This is a genomic window from Ningiella ruwaisensis (assembly GCF_004798935.1).
Classification (GTDB): Bacteria; Pseudomonadota; Gammaproteobacteria; order Enterobacterales; family Alteromonadaceae; genus Glaciecola; species Glaciecola ruwaisensis.
Map to the genome: position 1 here is coordinate 37,759 of NZ_RAHT01000006.1, position 14,489 is coordinate 52,247.

Here is a 14,489-nt window from a genome sequence, read left to right on the forward strand (position 1 = left end):
TTAATGTAAGGTTCCGGTATTAGGGATGTCACTATCATCTGATTCATCCGCTTGTTTCTGAGCACCTGATGCGGGTGATGACAGGCTAAAGGTATCTGTTTCGCTTACAGACGCAGCTTTTGACTCAGGCTCATCTTCAGTTAACACAGACGGACTTGATGATGCGGCTTCTGCGGCTGCTAAGGCTTCATCAAACATATCTGCAGAAGGTAATTGAGATAGCGAAGATAAACCAAAGTAGTCTAAAAAAACAGGCGTTGTAGCAAAAAGTGCCGGTCTGCCTGGCACTTCTTTATGTCCAATCACTTTGATCCATTCCCGCTCACTTAAGGATTTTATAATTTGGCTGCTAACGGCCACACCTCTTATTTCTTCAATTTCTCCGCGCGTAATGGGTTGCTTATAGGCAATTAATGAAAGCGTTTCAAGCATTGCGCGAGAATATTTAGGCACTGTTTCTTGCCAAAGTTTACTTAAAATTTGCCCTAATCCGGAATTTGACTGAAAGCGGTAGCCAGACGCCACTTTCAACAATTGTATACCGCGTGGAGCGTAATCCAACTCCAGCTCTTTAAGCGCTTTATTTAGCTGACGACTGGACACATCAAAATCGCTCAAAATAGTCGCTCGCATCTTGTCTACCGATAGAGGCTTTTCGGCAACAAATATGGCCGCTTCAATCAGTTGTTTTAGCTGTTCATCTTTAATCTTACTCAAAATCTGACTCGTTCTGATTGTCTATAGCATCAGCGTCATCATCGTATGCACCAAGTTTAACATGAATATTTGAATAAGGCTTTGCCTGTTGAAGCATCACCAGACCTTCTTTTACAAGCTCTAAAATTGCGATGAATGTAACTACCACACCCGACTTGCCTTCTTTTGCGTCAAGCAGGCTATCTAAACCTACATATTCCCGCTGAGAAAGTCGCGTCATTAGCATGCTCATTCGCTCGCGTGTTGAAAGCACTTCTTTTTCAATCTGATGATGTTCAAAGGCATTGGCGCGCTGCATCGCTTGTGAAAATGCCAACACCAATTCCTGAAGATGTACCTGAGGTAGATGTTTAATGGGCTGTACGTTGTCGCTGGTATCTGCATTTGCCACATACATATCACGATGCAGTCTTGGCGCGCCATCGAGCGCTTCAGCTGCATTTTTGATTCGCTCGTATTCTTTTAAACGGCGTATGAGTTCAGCGCGTGGATCAAGTTCTTCGTCGTCCTCGCTCTCTACTTTCGGCAGTAACAAGCGCGACTTAATTTCAGCAAGCATTGCCGCCATCACTAAATATTCACCCGCCAGTTCAAGCTTAACGTCTGTCATGGTTTCAACATACTGCATATATTGCTGAGTAACTTGCAATACCGGCAGCTCAACAATATCAAACTTTTGTTTTCGAATAAGATAAAGCAATAAATCCAAAGGCCCTTCGAAGGTTTCGAGAATGACCTCAAGCGCATCAGGTGGAATGTATAAATCTTCGGGTTTTTCTATTAGCGCTTCACCGTTAACAAAGGCAAGCGCCAAAGGTTGCTGTTTTGTGGGCGATGCAGCAAGCAGTTCGGGTGATGAGTTTGTACTCTCAGCCTTTTCTAATGAATCATCCACCGCCCATGCTCCAATGCACGCCATTGTAGCGGCCACATGATGAGTAAGCCACTCGCTTCTTATTCAAAAGGACTTGGATCGCCGCTTCCATAGCGCATAACCGTTGTTCCACCTTCAGACATATCAATCACGGTAGTGGGCTGCTCACCTAAATAACCACCATGAATAATGACTCCCACCAGCTTTTCAAGTTTGTCTCTGATTTCATCGGGATCACTTTCAGCCACTATTGCATTAGGTAAAATCAGGGTTGTCGACATTAAAGGCTCACCCAGCTCTTCCAGTATTGCCAATGCAATATTGTTTGCCGGCACACGAATACCGATGGTTTTACGTTTTGGGTTTTGCAATCGCTTTGGCACTTCTTTTGTGGCTTTAAGGATAAAGGTGTAAGGACCAGGCGTGTTGTTTTTTATCTGACGAAAGGCGGTATTGTCCACGCGCGCATAAACCGACAGTTCAGACATATCGCGACACATCAGCGTAAAGTTATGGTCTTTGTCGATATCGCGGATGCGGCAAATCTGCTCAAGCGCCTTTTTGTCGTCCATTTGACAGCCAATAGCGTAGCCAGAGTCGGTTGGATAAACTACAACTTCGCCTTGACGAATTAATTCGCAGGTTTGACGCACAAGACGCACCTGAGGATTATCGGGATGAATATAAAAAAATTGGCTCATGGGTAAAGTATACCAAAGTAATGGCGAAGGGTAAGTAAAAAGTAATGTGTTAGAAGTTACATCAATTGGTAAAAACCCAGTGGACGCATGCTTTGTTGTTGGCGAAGCGAAACGCGTGAAGTGAAGGAGGTCTCAAAATAAAGTGTCGAAAAACAAGGATGTTTTTCGTCATGCTTCTCACGGATGAGCTTGAAGCGTCTTTATTTTGAGACCTCCTTCACTTTGCATTAGTTTCGCCGCCAAAAACAAAGCATGCGTTCACTGGGTTCTTATTAAGCCTCATTGCTTAACTGCCAATCGTGCCAAATGGGCCTGATATTGTCCGCAAGGGTCAAGCGTTTGCCCAATTCCGTCCATCGACCCGGCGCATGAAAATCAGACCCGACACTTGCCAATAATGACTGTTCATTAGCAATCGACACCATCAAATCATGTTTGGGTTTGGCAAGATTAGGATGCTGTACTTCCATTGCATGCCCGCCGTACGATGCAAATTCAGCGGCTAAACGCCGAAGCCATTTTGTCGTCATATCGTAGTGAAACGGATGCGCAATTGATGCCTGCCCACCGGCATCGATAATCCAAGAGACGGCGGTTTTAATATCAATCCATTTAGGTGCAACGTAGGCTTTTTTGTTTTTACCCAAATAGCGCGAAAAAGCTTGCTGCGGATGCTCACATACGCCCTTTTTAACTAGCATTTGAGCAATATGTCCCCTTGAAATGACGCCTTTTGCACATTGCGCAAGTTCATCATAATCCATTGCAAGGCCCGCTTTGTTGAGCTTATCAACAATTGCCATGCCTCGCTCTTGACGGGTTTGCTGCTGTTGCTTCAAACGGTTTAAAAAGCGCTCATCGCTTTCATCTACGTTGTAACCGAGTATATGAATTTCAAATCCATGCCATGCAGTAGATAGTTCAACGCCGCTGATGATTTTTAACTTCGCGCCTTGCTCAATCACCGCTTGTTTCGCTAAGTCAATCCCAGCAACTGTATCGTGATCGGTAATAGCCAGCGCATCAAGCTGCATTTGTCCGGCGCGCATAACGAGCTCAGATGGTTTTAATGCGCCATCTGAACAGGTGGTGTGGCTGTGTAAATCGATTCTTAACACGAATTGGCAATATTTACTGGCGTGATTGATTCATCCATCTTACCATTTTCATCAAGTTCTATGCGAAAGAAAATCGTTTTATCGTAAAAAAGAGTCTTGACATCAACCGCCAATTATTATCTTCTATAGGGGCAAAATTAAGAGGACTACATGCAAATAAGTAAAACCAATCTAATCAAGACAAGCTACGTTCCAAGCGTTGTAGCTACTTGGTGGTGGAGCAACCAACCCTAGGGCTGGCTGCATTTTTGTGCATGTTGTAAAGGCCCGTTTATCGGGTCTTTTTCGTTTTTGGGCCCGAACACATCGCTTATTTTGACTACAAACAAAAAGAAAATGGGAATGAATATTTTAATTAACAGGAAAAAAGCATGAGTTTAGTGGACTTGGGCACCGTACCCGGCAAAGTCGAAACCATTCGCGTTGAAAGTGACTACATTGCCGATCCCCTGCTTGGTTTCAAAGCCCTCGCCAAGCCGAATAGCATATTGCTTGAATCAGCTGAAATCGACAGCAAAGATAACCTTAAAAGCCTGATTTTAGTAGACGCTGCCTTGCGTATCGAATGTAAGGGACAGCACGTGATGGTTGAAAGCCTGACGCCTAATGGTGAGTCACTTATTGACCTTTTATCTTCAAGTCTTAATCACTTTGTTATTAAGCAAACTGATTTAAATCAAGAGTCAACTGTGCAGTTGAATCACCCATCAGATGACGCCAACAGAACACTGTTTTTGCAATTCCCAAAGCTTGATCAAAATACTGACGAAGACTCCCGCTTGAAACAAAGTTATGTACTGGATGTGTTGCGCAGCTTGCAGCGCGAAATACACGCGCTAAGAGCGCATCCGCATGCGGTGTTTTTAGGCGGGGTCTTTGCCTACGATTTACTTGCCAGCTTTGAGCAACTGCCTGATGTTAAGCAAGGTAATAATTCCTGTCCCGACTATGTTTTTTATTTGGCAGAAACCTTAGTTCTAATTGACCATCAGGCCTGTTCAACTGAAATTCTTGGCAGTGTATTTAGCGGAGAAAATGTTGCCCAGCAATATTTCGATATTCAACAACGCCTTGAAATCCTGAAAAGAACCCTTGAGAACGCATCCAACGAGCACTTTTTGCCCAGCCATGTGCCCACCATAGAAGACTTAAAAGTCGATAAGTCGGATGAGCAGTATTGCGATGACGTTCTGACACTAAAGGAGCATATTCTTGATGGAGATATCTTTCAAGTAGTGCCATCGCGAACCTTTTCACTCCCCTGCACCGACTCGATGCTGGCCTACAAGCGGTTAAAACAAACAAACCCTTCGCCTTATATGTTTTATTTGTACGACCAGCATTTTGTCATGTTTGGTGCTTCACCAGAGTCTGCATTAAAATACGAAAAACAAAGTAATCAGGTAGAGATCTACCCAATCGCGGGCACACGAGAGCGAGGCAAACGTGCTGACGGCAGTATCGACCTGGATTTAGATAGCCGTTTAGAACTTAATCTCCAGCAGGACGAAAAAGAAAAAGCCGAGCATATTATGCTGGTAGATCTTGCCCGAAATGACGTTGCCAAGGTCTCTGAACCAGGCACGCGTTATGTAAAAGACTTATTGAAAGTCGACCGCTACTCGCACGTTATGCATCTTGTTTCTCGAGTAGTGGGGCAACTGAGAAATGATTTGGATGCCCTGCATGCTTATCAAGCCTGCATGAACATGGGGACACTGACGGGTGCGCCAAAAATATCAGCGGCCAGTTTAATCCGGGACACCGAACAATGTACGCGCGGGAGCTACGGCGGTGCCGTTGGCTATTTAAATGGCCAAGGTGATTTTGACACCTGCATTGTTATTCGAAGTGCGTTTGTCAAAAACGAGATAGCGTATATACAGGCGGGTGCAGGCGTGGTGAAAGACTCTATCCCGCAATCAGAAGCAGACGAGACGCGCGCCAAGGCGCAGGCCGTTATTCATGCCATTCTCACCGCTAATGAAGCACTTGATGAAGATATTAACATCGCAAATGTTGAAAACAACCGTCAAGCAGCGACGCCAAACAGGGAGGAGGTGTAATGGACGTTGAAAACGTCAAGGTGGTCTTAATTGATAATCACGATAGTTTTACCTATAACCTGGTGGATGAGCTCAGAGTGCTTGGGGTAGAATTAAAAGTGTTTCGAAACAGCGTAGATGTGGGTGTTGTGTTTGCTCAACTCGAAAGCTATCGAACACAAGGCCCTACTTTGCTAATGCTTTCGCCCGGACCAGGTGCACCCAAAGATGCCGGTAATATGCCGCAGGTCATCGAACGAGCAAAGGGCCAGTACCCGGTTCTGGGAATATGTTTAGGCCATCAAGCCATTGTTGAAGCATACGGTGGAGAGGTTGGCCGGGCAGAAGATGTTATGCACGGTAAAGCGTCACTTATGCAACATAGCTTTGAAGCAGTGTTTGAAAAACTACCTCAGCCGCTTTCCATTGCAAGGTATCATTCACTTGTTGCCACACGCGTACCCGATTGTTTGCAGGTGATTGCGCACATCCAACAATTACCTATGGCATTGCATCATCCCTCTGATAATATGCTCGGCTTTCAATTTCACCCTGAATCGATATTAACCGCACAAGGCAGTCGATTGCTGAAACAGGCGATCTTGTATTTGGTATCGAGCCGTATGCCAAGCCAAATCGATAGCAAAAGCCAAGTGAATTGTTCCCAAACACTCAAGCAGGAAGGTAGTCATGGATAATGCTTACAACACCGCATCTTTGCTCGAGAAGCTGTATTCAGGCGCTCACTTAAGCCTGGATGAATCTCGTTTTCTGTTTACTTTGGTTATGCAAGGACAGATGGACTCCATAAGTTTAAGTGCACTTTTAATTGCACTTAAAATAAAAGGTGAAACCACTGACGAAATCGCCGGTGCAGCGGGAGCGATGATACATAGCGCCAAAGCCTTTCCTCGCCCTGACTATGCCTTTAGTGATATTGTTGGCACCGGTGGAGACGGTCATAACACCATTAACGTCTCAAGCGCGGCGGCGATAGTAGCGGCCGCCTGCGGCGTAAAAGTTGCCAAACACGGCAATCGCAGTGTATCCAGCAAGTCGGGATCGTCAGATTTATTTGCCGGTTTTGGTATGGATTTGATGATGACACCCGACACCGCCAGACGCTGCTTAGACGAAGCAAATATTTGTTTTCTCGCGGCGCCTAACTATCATGCCGGCGTTGCGCACGCGATGCCGGTGCGCACCACGCTCAAAACCCGTACCCTATTTAACATACTCGGTCCTTTGGCCAATCCTGCTCGACCCAGTCACGGTGTTTATGGAGTATATACCCCGAAATTATTGGATGTTTATGCACAGGTATTAAGCACATTGGGTCATGAAAATGCGCTGGTTGTTCATGGCGATGGCCTTGATGAAATAGCGCTACACGGTGAGACTCAGGTCCGCCACATCAGAGGCAAGGATATAGTTTCGACTACCCTTAACGCAGAAACCTTTGGCGCGCAGCCTGCCCCTATAGAGGCCATTCAGGGAGGCGAACCTGCTGAAAATGTAGATGCGATACGACAAGTCTTAAGTGGAAAGGGTAAAATTGCGCATCGACACGCTATCGCATTAAACGCAGCGGCGCTTTTATGGGTAAACGACAATCAGCAATCGCAAAAAGCATGTTTTGAAAAAGCCATGGATGTAATGGCATCAGGCCAAGGGCTTCGTACCATTGAACATGCTGCAAGAATTAGTCAAGAAGAGGTGTAATGTGGCAGATGTATTAGCCAAGATAGTGGCCGATAAGCGCAATGAAATCGAGACCCGAAAACAAGCCTTTCCACTGAGTGAATTTAAACATAAGCTCGAAAAAGGAACGAAGTCTTTTATTCAAGCCATACGTGGCAAGAAAGGTGGCAAGAAAGGTGGCGAAAAAGCCGGTTTTATCTTTGAATGTAAAAAAGCCTCACCTTCCAAAGGCCTTATTCGTGAAAATTTTGATTTACGTGAAATTGTCACCAGCTACGAAAAAGAAGCGGCCTGTTTTTCAGTTTTAACTGACGAAAAGTACTTTCAAGGCAAGTTTGAATACCTTGAATATGTTACATCGCGCGTAAGTCAACCCGTATTAAATAAAGATTTTTTTATAGATACCTATCAAATTTACTTAGCCCGTTATTACCGCGCAGATGCTGTTTTATTGATGCTTTCTGTTCTTGATGATGCCACATACTCTGAACTATCAAGGCTTTGCTACTCATTGGGCATGGAAGTACTAACTGAGGTCAGTAACGAAGACGAAACGCATCGTGCACTTGCCCTCGGTGCAAAAATTATCGGCATCAATAATCGGGATTTGCGCGACCTGTCTACAGACTTAGCCACTACTGAAAAGCTGGTTCCAATTATACGAAACAGCAATTTTGATGGCGTGATTATTTCTGAATCGGGCATTTATACCCATCAGGATCTGCTCCGCCTGCATCAGCTCGTTGACGGTTTTTTGGTTGGCTCATCGTTAATGGCACAAAGCAATCTTGATTTAGCTGTGTTTCAACTGGCCTATGGCGAAGTGAAAATATGCGGGGTGACGCAAATAAGTGATGCGCAGGCTATTGCTCAAACACAAGCATCGTATATGGGACTCATTTTTGCGCCAAATTCACCACGCTACGTATCCATAGAGCAGGCAAAAAGTATCGTTGCAGCGGTAAAAGACGTATTCAAAGGTGCGATTGTTGGTGTTTTTGTTGATGCGCCTTTATCTCAGGTTATTCAGTACAGCCACCAGCTTGATTTAGATGTTGTGCAGCTTCATGGCAACGAATCTGTCGACTACATCAGTGAATTAAAGCCAGCTTTGGGTGACACAACACAAATATGGAAAGTGGTGAGCGTGACTGAGCAAGAAAGTGCTGAGACACTTCAAGAAAAGCTGGATACTTATATAGCGGCAGATGCTTCTATAGAGCGTTTTTTATTGGATTGTAAAATTGGGACACAAGTTGGCGGCACAGGCAAAAGCTTTGATTGGTCACTTTTACAATCCATAGAGCTAAATAAAAAAGCCATGATTGCTGGCGGCATTCATCCGCAAAATGCAAAAGATGCAATGCAAATTGGCTTAAGCGGTATAGATGTAAATAGCGGCGTGGAATCAGCGCCAGGGCAAAAAGACATTACAAAGATTCAAGCGCTGTTTTCGTCGCTGAGAATTTAGAGGATTGATCATGAATAAACTGGACACAAAATTTGGTGACTTTGGGGGAATGTATGTCCCTGAGTTACTTATTCCTGCACTGGATCAACTGGAACAAGCGTTTTTAGACGCAAAAGATGACCCAGGCTTTCAGGAAGAATTCATGTCATTGCTTAAAGACTATGCGGGCAGACCCACTGCAATGACGCTGTCGAGAAACTTGGTTTCCAACCCTAAAGTAAAGCTATATTTAAAACGTGAAGACTTGCTGCACGGCGGCGCGCATAAAACCAATCAGGTATTAGGCCAGGCGCTTTTAACTAAGCGTATGGGTAAAAAAGAAGTGATTGCCGAAACCGGCGCAGGTCAACACGGCGTGGCAACTGCCCTTGCCTGTGCGCTTTTGGGTTTAAAAGCACGCATCTACATGGGAGCCAAAGACGTTGAGCGTCAGGCACCGAATGTATTTAGAATGCGGTTAATGGGCGCTGAAGTCATACCTGTAGACTCTGGCTCTGGGACATTAAAGGACGCCGTAAACGAGGCCATGCGCGACTGGTCAGCGACTTACGACAAAGCGCATTATTTACTGGGAACGGCAGCCGGTCCCCACCCCTTCCCTACCATTGTGCGCGAATATCATCGCATGATTGGAGAAGAAACGCGTGCGCAAATCATGGAAAAAGAAGGTCGTCTGCCCGATGCAGTGGTGGCTTGCGTTGGCGGTGGTTCTAACGCAATTGGTATGTTTGCAGACTTTATAGACGAACCTGACGTGCGATTGATAGGCGTTGAGCCGGCGGGCAAAGGCGTTCATACCAAAGAGCATGGCGCGACTATTTGTACCGGCACAAAAGGTATTCTTCACGGAGCCTTTACTTTCATCATGCAAGATCACGACGGTCAAATCGAAGAGTCCTATTCAGTTAGTGCAGGCTTAGATTATCCCGCTGTAGGACCGCAGCATGCCTATTTGCATGACATTGGCCGGGCGGAATATTTTGCAGTCACCGATACTGAGGCACTCAACGCCTTTCAACTGCTTGCTCGCAAAGAAGGTATTATTCCTGCGCTTGAAAGTTCTCACGCCTTAGCTCACGCACTCAACATGGCTGAAGAAGCGGAAGAAGAAACAATAATCGTCGTGAATTTATCAGGCAGAGGTGATAAAGACTTAGCGCATGTAACCAAAATTTTAGGAGACAAACTATAATGGAGCAAACCCGCAGTCAAAGCGCCAAATTTGACGGAAGCGCGCGCTATAGCAAAATGTTTTCACGTTTGAATGAAGTCGAACAGGGTGCCTTCGTTCCCTTTGTTATGCTAGGCGATCCTGAACCTGAAACGTCCTTTGAAATCATTAAAGCGCTTATTGAAGGCGGTGCGGATGCGCTTGAACTGGGCATTCCTTATTCCGACCCGATTGCTGATGGTCCTACTATCCAAAAGGCAAGCATTCGCGCCTTAAAAAGCAAAGTGCGTCCAGGTGATTGCTTTGAAATTATCAGTAAAGTGCGAGCCGAATTTCCTGATATTCCTATTGGTCTTTTGCTTTATAGCAATTTGGTGTTGGCAAAAGGCGTCGATGAATTTTATCTGTCTGCCAGTAAGGCAGGCGTAGATTCTATTTTAATCGCCGATGTACCGCTTCGTGAAGCCGACCGATTTATTAATATTGCGAAAGCGCATAACATTCAGCAAATTCTGATTGCTCCGCCGAATGCCTCAGATGAAACCTTAAGCGCCATTGGTGACAAGTCTGCCGGTTACACCTATTTGCTTGGCCGGGCAGGCGTTACCGGAGCAGAAACCGCAGCCGATGTACCTGCTAAGGCATTAATCGACAAATTGCAGCAATATCAGGTTGCACCTCCTTTATTGGGCTTTGGTATATCGACACCTGAGCAAGTCAAAACGGCGATACAAAGTGGCGCAGCTGGTGCGATTAGCGGCTCCGCAACGGTCAATATCATCGAAAAGCACCTAGATGATAAACCCGCAATGCTATCGGCTTTAAAGGCCTTTGTGCAATCAATGAAAGCGGCTACGCAAAAATAAAAAGGAGTTTTTATGTACTATATGATTTTATCAGAAGACAAACCGGACTCTTTGCCGCGTCGTATGCAGGCTCGCCCTGAGCATTTAGCCCGCCTTGAAAAACTAAAATCCCAAGGCAGGCTGGTGATTGCAGGTCCTAATCCGGCCATTGATGCAGAAGATCCAGGCCCGGCCGGATTTACCGGTTCATTGATAGTGGCAGAATTTGAATCCCTTGAAGAAGCCACTGAATGGGCAAACGAAGACCCATACGCCGCGGCTGATGTCTATGATACCCTCACCGTAAAACCTTACAAAAAAGTGCTTCCATAATGGCGCTTTACGCAAATTACGCAAATTAGGCAAACTACGCTTACTGCTTACTCATAGGACGCGCATCAGGCAATAGAGACTTGATCGCGTCCATTGCGTTTTGACTCATAGAGCGCATTGTCGGTGCGACTCATCCAGTTCGTTAATGACTCCCCTGCTTTTAGTGAAGCTATACCAAATGAAACCGTGTAACAAGGTAGTTCACGATCTCGTCTGACCGCAATCGATTCACGGATCTTTTCTGCCACACCCATTGCATCTTCTGCACTAGCATTGTGTAAAATAATCGCAAATTCCTCTCCGCCTAAACGGTAAAGCTTGTCAGACACTCGCAGGCAACTTTGCACAATGTTCGTGACATCCTGTAGCACTGCGTCACCAACCACGTGGCCGTGTTCATCGTTTAACAATTTAAAGAAATCCATATCGAAAAGCACAAGCACGCTGGGTTTTCCTTTGCGTTTTAGCTGCTCTATGCAAAGTTCTGCTCTAGACTGAAAAGCTCTTCTATTGCCCGTTTGCGTTAAAAAATCTTCGCTTGCAAGCAGTGTTAATCGCTCATGCGCAGACCGGAACTCTCGTGCAAAGTAAAACACAAAAACGATGCTAGTACTCAGCGTTGCGTATAAGGTGACAATGTCAGTTGTAGGTAATCGCTGCAATAGAAACGGCAAAACGATCATGCTGGTGCCTGCACATAGCATCAGGGCAACACTTGGACTAAACATAAAGAAAATAGCGGTAAAGCCCGGATAGAGCCAATACATGTTTGCAGACGTTCCGAAGATGCACGTGCCTGCCATTCCTATCGTTAAAATTGTACCTAAGGTATATTTCGCGATTTCGCTATGTTTATGAAAATAGGTAGATACACAAATACCAAAAAACGCAATTAAGAGAATGGAGTCAAGTATGACCATGGCGATGTTTTGCTCGACTAAACGCGCAACGAGCATAGGGACAACAGCCAAAAATGATAAAAATGAAACCGCAATCACAATCTTGTCAGTTAAACTGTGTTTGCTAAACCCATGCTTAATCTGTTCAATACGCGACAAAGTCATATAATGTCTCGCCTAATGAGGATCCTCGCCTAACAACCCTTCTTGCTTTGGTATCGCCGGTTCGTCATCTGCGGATAAAAGCAGAGCCAACCAGCGTGTTTCTTCTCGCGATTCCATTGCTATTTTTACGACCATGGTAAGTGGGACCGACAATAGCATTCCAACACTGCCTAGCAGCCATCCCCAAAAAATAAGAGACAGAAATACCACCAAAGTGGAAAGCCCCAGCCCTCTGCCCATAAAACGAGGCTCAACCATATTCCCCATAACCATATTGACCACAATAAAACCCAAGCCAGTTAAACCTGCTTTTGCAAAACCAAATTCAACAAATGCCATTAATACGGCGGGGATCGCAGCTATAATAGAGCCGATATTAGGAATAAAGTTGAGCATAAAAGCGAGTACTGCCCACAACATAAAATGGTCTATTCCCAGTAACCAAAGCCAAAGGCCAATCAGAAGGCCAGTTCCCATACTAACCAGCATTTTTATCACAAGATATTGGTTTACCGACACCAGAAATTTGTCGATGTGGCCCATCTTCATATCAGGATCTGCCATGGCGACATGCACTCTTCGAGGCATACTTTCAGCTTCAAACAACATAAATAGGACGGTTAACAAGATTAAGAACACATTTGATAATACCGTGCCCATGCCGGTGATAAAGTTTGTTGCTACCGACATAGCGGTTGCCGGATCCAGATGAGAGCGAAGCAAATTCGGATTAATATGAATATTAAAACGCGCCAGACGTTCAATCACCCAGGCAAACTCGCCTGACAATTGCTCGCGATAAATCGGCATATTCTGTCTAAAGTCAGCCAAAGATTGCGTAATTAGCCCTGCCAGCATGAAACCAATCACCACCATCAGCAGTATAACTAGAGTAATGGATATCCATCGAGGCACTTTATACTTTGCTGACCAGTTAATAAGCGGACTAACAGCAATTGCAATAAAAGCAGAAAGCAGTAAGGGAATAACAATGACACTCGCAGCTTTAATGCCAGCTAAGACAATAACAATGGCGGCCATCACTAATAAGGTTTTGGTCGTTGACGAAGAATTTAAATCCATGATGGTCTGAGATCCATTAATGAGGTCCAACAGGACAATATCTGACTATAATCGCTAAGAATACCAGTAAAACAATAAGGACGCAGTATCTCAATGAACTTAAATCTAGCCACAATTCGCATCAAAAACCTACGTCTTCGTACCTACATAGGTATCAATGAAGATGAAATTAAAAATCAGCAAGACGTCGTGATTAATGTGATTATTCAATATGATGCGAAACGCGCCACCGATACTGATAATATGGACGATGCGCTTAATTATAAAACTATTACCAAAGCGATCATTCGCTTAGTTGAAGATAATCGTTTTTCACTGCTGGAGAAACTGACCGCTGATGTATTGGCAATTGCAGCGGAGCATCCATGGGTCACCTTTGCAGAGGCCGAGGTGGATAAACCTCATGCACTGAGATTCTCAGACTCAGTTTCTCTTGCGATCTCCTGTACTAAGGACTAATCCTTTATGAAACACATATTGCTTACGGGCGGCACTGGACTTATTGGTCGTCATTTGATTGAAAAACTTAAAAGTAAATATCAGTTTAGTGTGATAAGTCGGGATCCGAAGCGCGCAAAACGGCTTTTAGGTGACGATATACAGGCAATGGAAATTGAAGATCTAAGCAATTTAGAAAATATCGACATTGTTGTAAATCTGGCAGGTGAGCCTATTGCAGACAGTCGATGGAGCGATTCGCAAAAACAACGCATTTGTGCCTCGCGTTGGGATATCACATCTCGTTTGGTCGAATTAATAAACAAGTCAGAGTCTAAACCTGAGACATTTATCAGTGGTTCAGCCATTGGATTTTATGGTCGTCAGGGTGATACACCCATTACTGAAGACTTTAACGACTTTCACGAAGAATTTAGCCGAGAAGTGTGTAAAAAGTGGGAAGACATTGCGAATCAGGCGCAAACGCGCACCTGCATTTTACGCACAGGCGTTGTGTTATCTGATGATGGCGGTGCGCTAAGTAAAATGCTTATGCCTTTTCGCTTAGGTTTGGGCGGGCCCATCGGCGACGGCAAACAGTTCATGTCGTGGATCCATATTGACGATATGGTACGTGGCATTCAGTTTCTCATCGAGAATGAACAATGTTCAGGTCCGTTTAACTTCACTTCTCCAAAACCTGCAAGCAATGCATTTTTTGCCCATAAACTTTGCAAGCGCCTCGACAGACCCTGCATTTTTACTACACCAACCTTTGCAGTTAAGCTGCTTATGGGCGAGTCTTCTGAACTGGTTATTTATGGACAGAAAGTCATTCCCATGCGACTTGAAGCGGCTGGCTTCCATTTTAATTACCCGGTGTTGATGGACGCACTGGATTCGCTTGACCTGCGCTAATTAAGCATAG

The 14,489-nt window shown here is 44.9% G+C and carries 15 protein-coding genes; 9 read left to right on the top strand and 6 right to left on the bottom strand.

Going from position 1 to position 14,489, the window contains the following annotated elements; translation table 11 throughout:
- From scpB to D6V41_RS12810, 4 genes are all read right to left on the bottom strand, one after another.
- Complete coding sequence (scpB, locus tag D6V41_RS12795) at positions 1 to 717, bottom strand: SMC-Scp complex subunit ScpB (RefSeq protein WP_136251930.1); 717 nt, start codon at positions 715 to 717, stop codon at positions 1 to 3.
- Complete coding sequence (locus D6V41_RS12800) at positions 710 to 1,636, bottom strand: segregation and condensation protein A (RefSeq protein WP_136251931.1); 927 nt, start codon at positions 1,634 to 1,636, stop codon at positions 710 to 712. The genes scpB and D6V41_RS12800 overlap by 8 nt, the downstream gene beginning before the upstream one ends.
- 35 nt (positions 1,637 to 1,671) lie before the next feature.
- Positions 1,672 to 2,292, bottom strand: a complete 621-nt coding sequence (locus tag D6V41_RS12805; RefSeq protein ID WP_136251932.1) for an L-threonylcarbamoyladenylate synthase — start codon at positions 2,290 to 2,292, stop codon at positions 1,672 to 1,674.
- A 272-nt stretch (positions 2,293 to 2,564) separates the two neighbouring features.
- The gene (locus tag D6V41_RS12810; protein ID WP_136251933.1) at positions 2,565 to 3,410 is read right to left on the bottom strand and encodes a PHP domain-containing protein; all 846 of its coding nucleotides are present in this window, start codon (positions 3,408 to 3,410) and stop codon (positions 2,565 to 2,567) included.
- A 371-nt stretch (positions 3,411 to 3,781) separates the two neighbouring features.
- On the opposite strand from D6V41_RS12810, the gene D6V41_RS12815 reads away from it, so the two are divergent.
- The 7 genes from D6V41_RS12815 to D6V41_RS12845 are packed head-to-tail and all read left to right on the top strand — an operon-like array spanning position 3,782 to position 10,976.
- Positions 3,782 to 5,476 carry an anthranilate synthase component 1 gene (locus D6V41_RS12815; protein WP_136251934.1) on the top strand — a complete coding sequence of 565 codons (1,695 nt, stop codon included), beginning with the start codon at positions 3,782 to 3,784 and terminating at the stop codon, positions 5,474 to 5,476.
- Positions 5,476 to 6,153 carry an aminodeoxychorismate/anthranilate synthase component II gene (locus D6V41_RS12820; protein WP_136251935.1) on the top strand — a complete coding sequence of 226 codons (678 nt, stop codon included), beginning with the start codon at positions 5,476 to 5,478 and terminating at the stop codon, positions 6,151 to 6,153. Before D6V41_RS12815 ends, D6V41_RS12820 begins: the two co-directional genes overlap by 1 nt.
- Positions 6,146 to 7,177: an anthranilate phosphoribosyltransferase gene (gene trpD / locus D6V41_RS12825; RefSeq protein WP_136251936.1), complete on the top strand. Its 1,032-nt coding sequence runs from the start codon at positions 6,146 to 6,148 to the stop codon at positions 7,175 to 7,177. Before D6V41_RS12820 ends, trpD begins: the two co-directional genes overlap by 8 nt.
- A gap of 1 nt (position 7,178) precedes the next feature.
- Positions 7,179 to 8,627 (top strand): bifunctional indole-3-glycerol-phosphate synthase TrpC/phosphoribosylanthranilate isomerase TrpF, encoded by a 1,449-nt coding sequence (gene trpCF / locus D6V41_RS12830; protein WP_136251937.1) that lies wholly within the window; start codon positions 7,179 to 7,181, stop codon positions 8,625 to 8,627.
- Between the two features lie 10 nt (positions 8,628 to 8,637).
- Positions 8,638 to 9,819: a tryptophan synthase subunit beta gene (gene trpB, locus D6V41_RS12835; protein WP_136251938.1), complete on the top strand. Its 1,182-nt coding sequence runs from the start codon at positions 8,638 to 8,640 to the stop codon at positions 9,817 to 9,819.
- A complete protein-coding gene (gene trpA / locus D6V41_RS12840; protein ID WP_136251939.1) occupies positions 9,819 to 10,664 on the top strand; it encodes a tryptophan synthase subunit alpha in 846 nt (281 codons plus the stop codon). The genes trpB and trpA overlap by 1 nt, the downstream gene beginning before the upstream one ends.
- 12 nt (positions 10,665 to 10,676) lie before the next feature.
- Positions 10,677 to 10,976 carry a YciI family protein gene (locus D6V41_RS12845; protein WP_136251940.1) on the top strand — a complete coding sequence of 100 codons (300 nt, stop codon included), beginning with the start codon at positions 10,677 to 10,679 and terminating at the stop codon, positions 10,974 to 10,976.
- Between the two features lie 65 nt (positions 10,977 to 11,041).
- Here D6V41_RS12845 and D6V41_RS12850 read toward each other — a convergent pair whose 3' ends face one another.
- Together D6V41_RS12850 and D6V41_RS12855 are read right to left on the bottom strand one after the other, a co-directional pair.
- On the bottom strand, positions 11,042 to 12,040 hold the full coding sequence (locus D6V41_RS12850) for a GGDEF domain-containing protein (RefSeq protein WP_136251941.1): 999 nt from the start codon (positions 12,038 to 12,040) through the stop codon (positions 11,042 to 11,044).
- Positions 12,041 to 12,052: 12 nt separating this feature from the next.
- Positions 12,053 to 13,123, bottom strand: coding sequence for an AI-2E family transporter (locus D6V41_RS12855; protein WP_136251942.1), 1,071 nt, complete (start codon positions 13,121 to 13,123; stop codon positions 12,053 to 12,055).
- Positions 13,124 to 13,216: 93 nt separating this feature from the next.
- Between D6V41_RS12855 and folX the strand changes: the two genes are divergently transcribed.
- Together folX and D6V41_RS12865 are read left to right on the top strand one after the other, a co-directional pair.
- Positions 13,217 to 13,582, top strand: a complete 366-nt coding sequence (gene folX / locus D6V41_RS12860) for a dihydroneopterin triphosphate 2'-epimerase (protein WP_136251943.1) — start codon at positions 13,217 to 13,219, stop codon at positions 13,580 to 13,582.
- A 6-nt stretch (positions 13,583 to 13,588) separates the two neighbouring features.
- Positions 13,589 to 14,479, top strand: a complete 891-nt coding sequence (locus D6V41_RS12865) for a TIGR01777 family oxidoreductase (RefSeq protein ID WP_136251944.1) — start codon at positions 13,589 to 13,591, stop codon at positions 14,477 to 14,479.
- Positions 14,480 to 14,489: the final 10 nt, after the last annotated feature.

Excerpts from the sequence above, each read along its gene's own strand:
- trpA (WP_136251939.1), top strand. The coding sequence starts at position 9,819 with ATGGAGCAAACCCGCAGTCAAAGCGCCAAATTTGACGGAAGCGCGCGC.
- D6V41_RS12845 (WP_136251940.1), top strand. The coding sequence starts at position 10,677 with ATGTACTATATGATTTTATCAGAAGACAAACCGGACTCTTTGCCGCGT.
- D6V41_RS12850 (WP_136251941.1), bottom strand. The coding sequence starts at position 12,040 with ATGACTTTGTCGCGTATTGAACAGATTAAGCATGGGTTTAGCAAACAC.
- trpD (WP_136251936.1), top strand. The coding sequence starts at position 6,146 with ATGGATAATGCTTACAACACCGCATCTTTGCTCGAGAAGCTGTATTCA.
- trpB (WP_136251938.1), top strand. The coding sequence starts at position 8,638 with ATGAATAAACTGGACACAAAATTTGGTGACTTTGGGGGAATGTATGTC.
- D6V41_RS12800 (WP_136251931.1), bottom strand. The coding sequence starts at position 1,636 with ATGGCGTGCATTGGAGCATGGGCGGTGGATGATTCATTAGAAAAGGCT.
- D6V41_RS12820 (WP_136251935.1), top strand. The coding sequence starts at position 5,476 with ATGGACGTTGAAAACGTCAAGGTGGTCTTAATTGATAATCACGATAGT.
- D6V41_RS12815 (WP_136251934.1), top strand. The coding sequence starts at position 3,782 with ATGAGTTTAGTGGACTTGGGCACCGTACCCGGCAAAGTCGAAACCATT.
- D6V41_RS12805 (WP_136251932.1), bottom strand. The coding sequence starts at position 2,292 with ATGAGCCAATTTTTTTATATTCATCCCGATAATCCTCAGGTGCGTCTT.
- D6V41_RS12865 (WP_136251944.1), top strand. The coding sequence starts at position 13,589 with ATGAAACACATATTGCTTACGGGCGGCACTGGACTTATTGGTCGTCAT.
- D6V41_RS12855 (WP_136251942.1), bottom strand. The coding sequence starts at position 13,123 with ATGGATTTAAATTCTTCGTCAACGACCAAAACCTTATTAGTGATGGCC.
- folX (WP_136251943.1), top strand. The coding sequence starts at position 13,217 with ATGAACTTAAATCTAGCCACAATTCGCATCAAAAACCTACGTCTTCGT.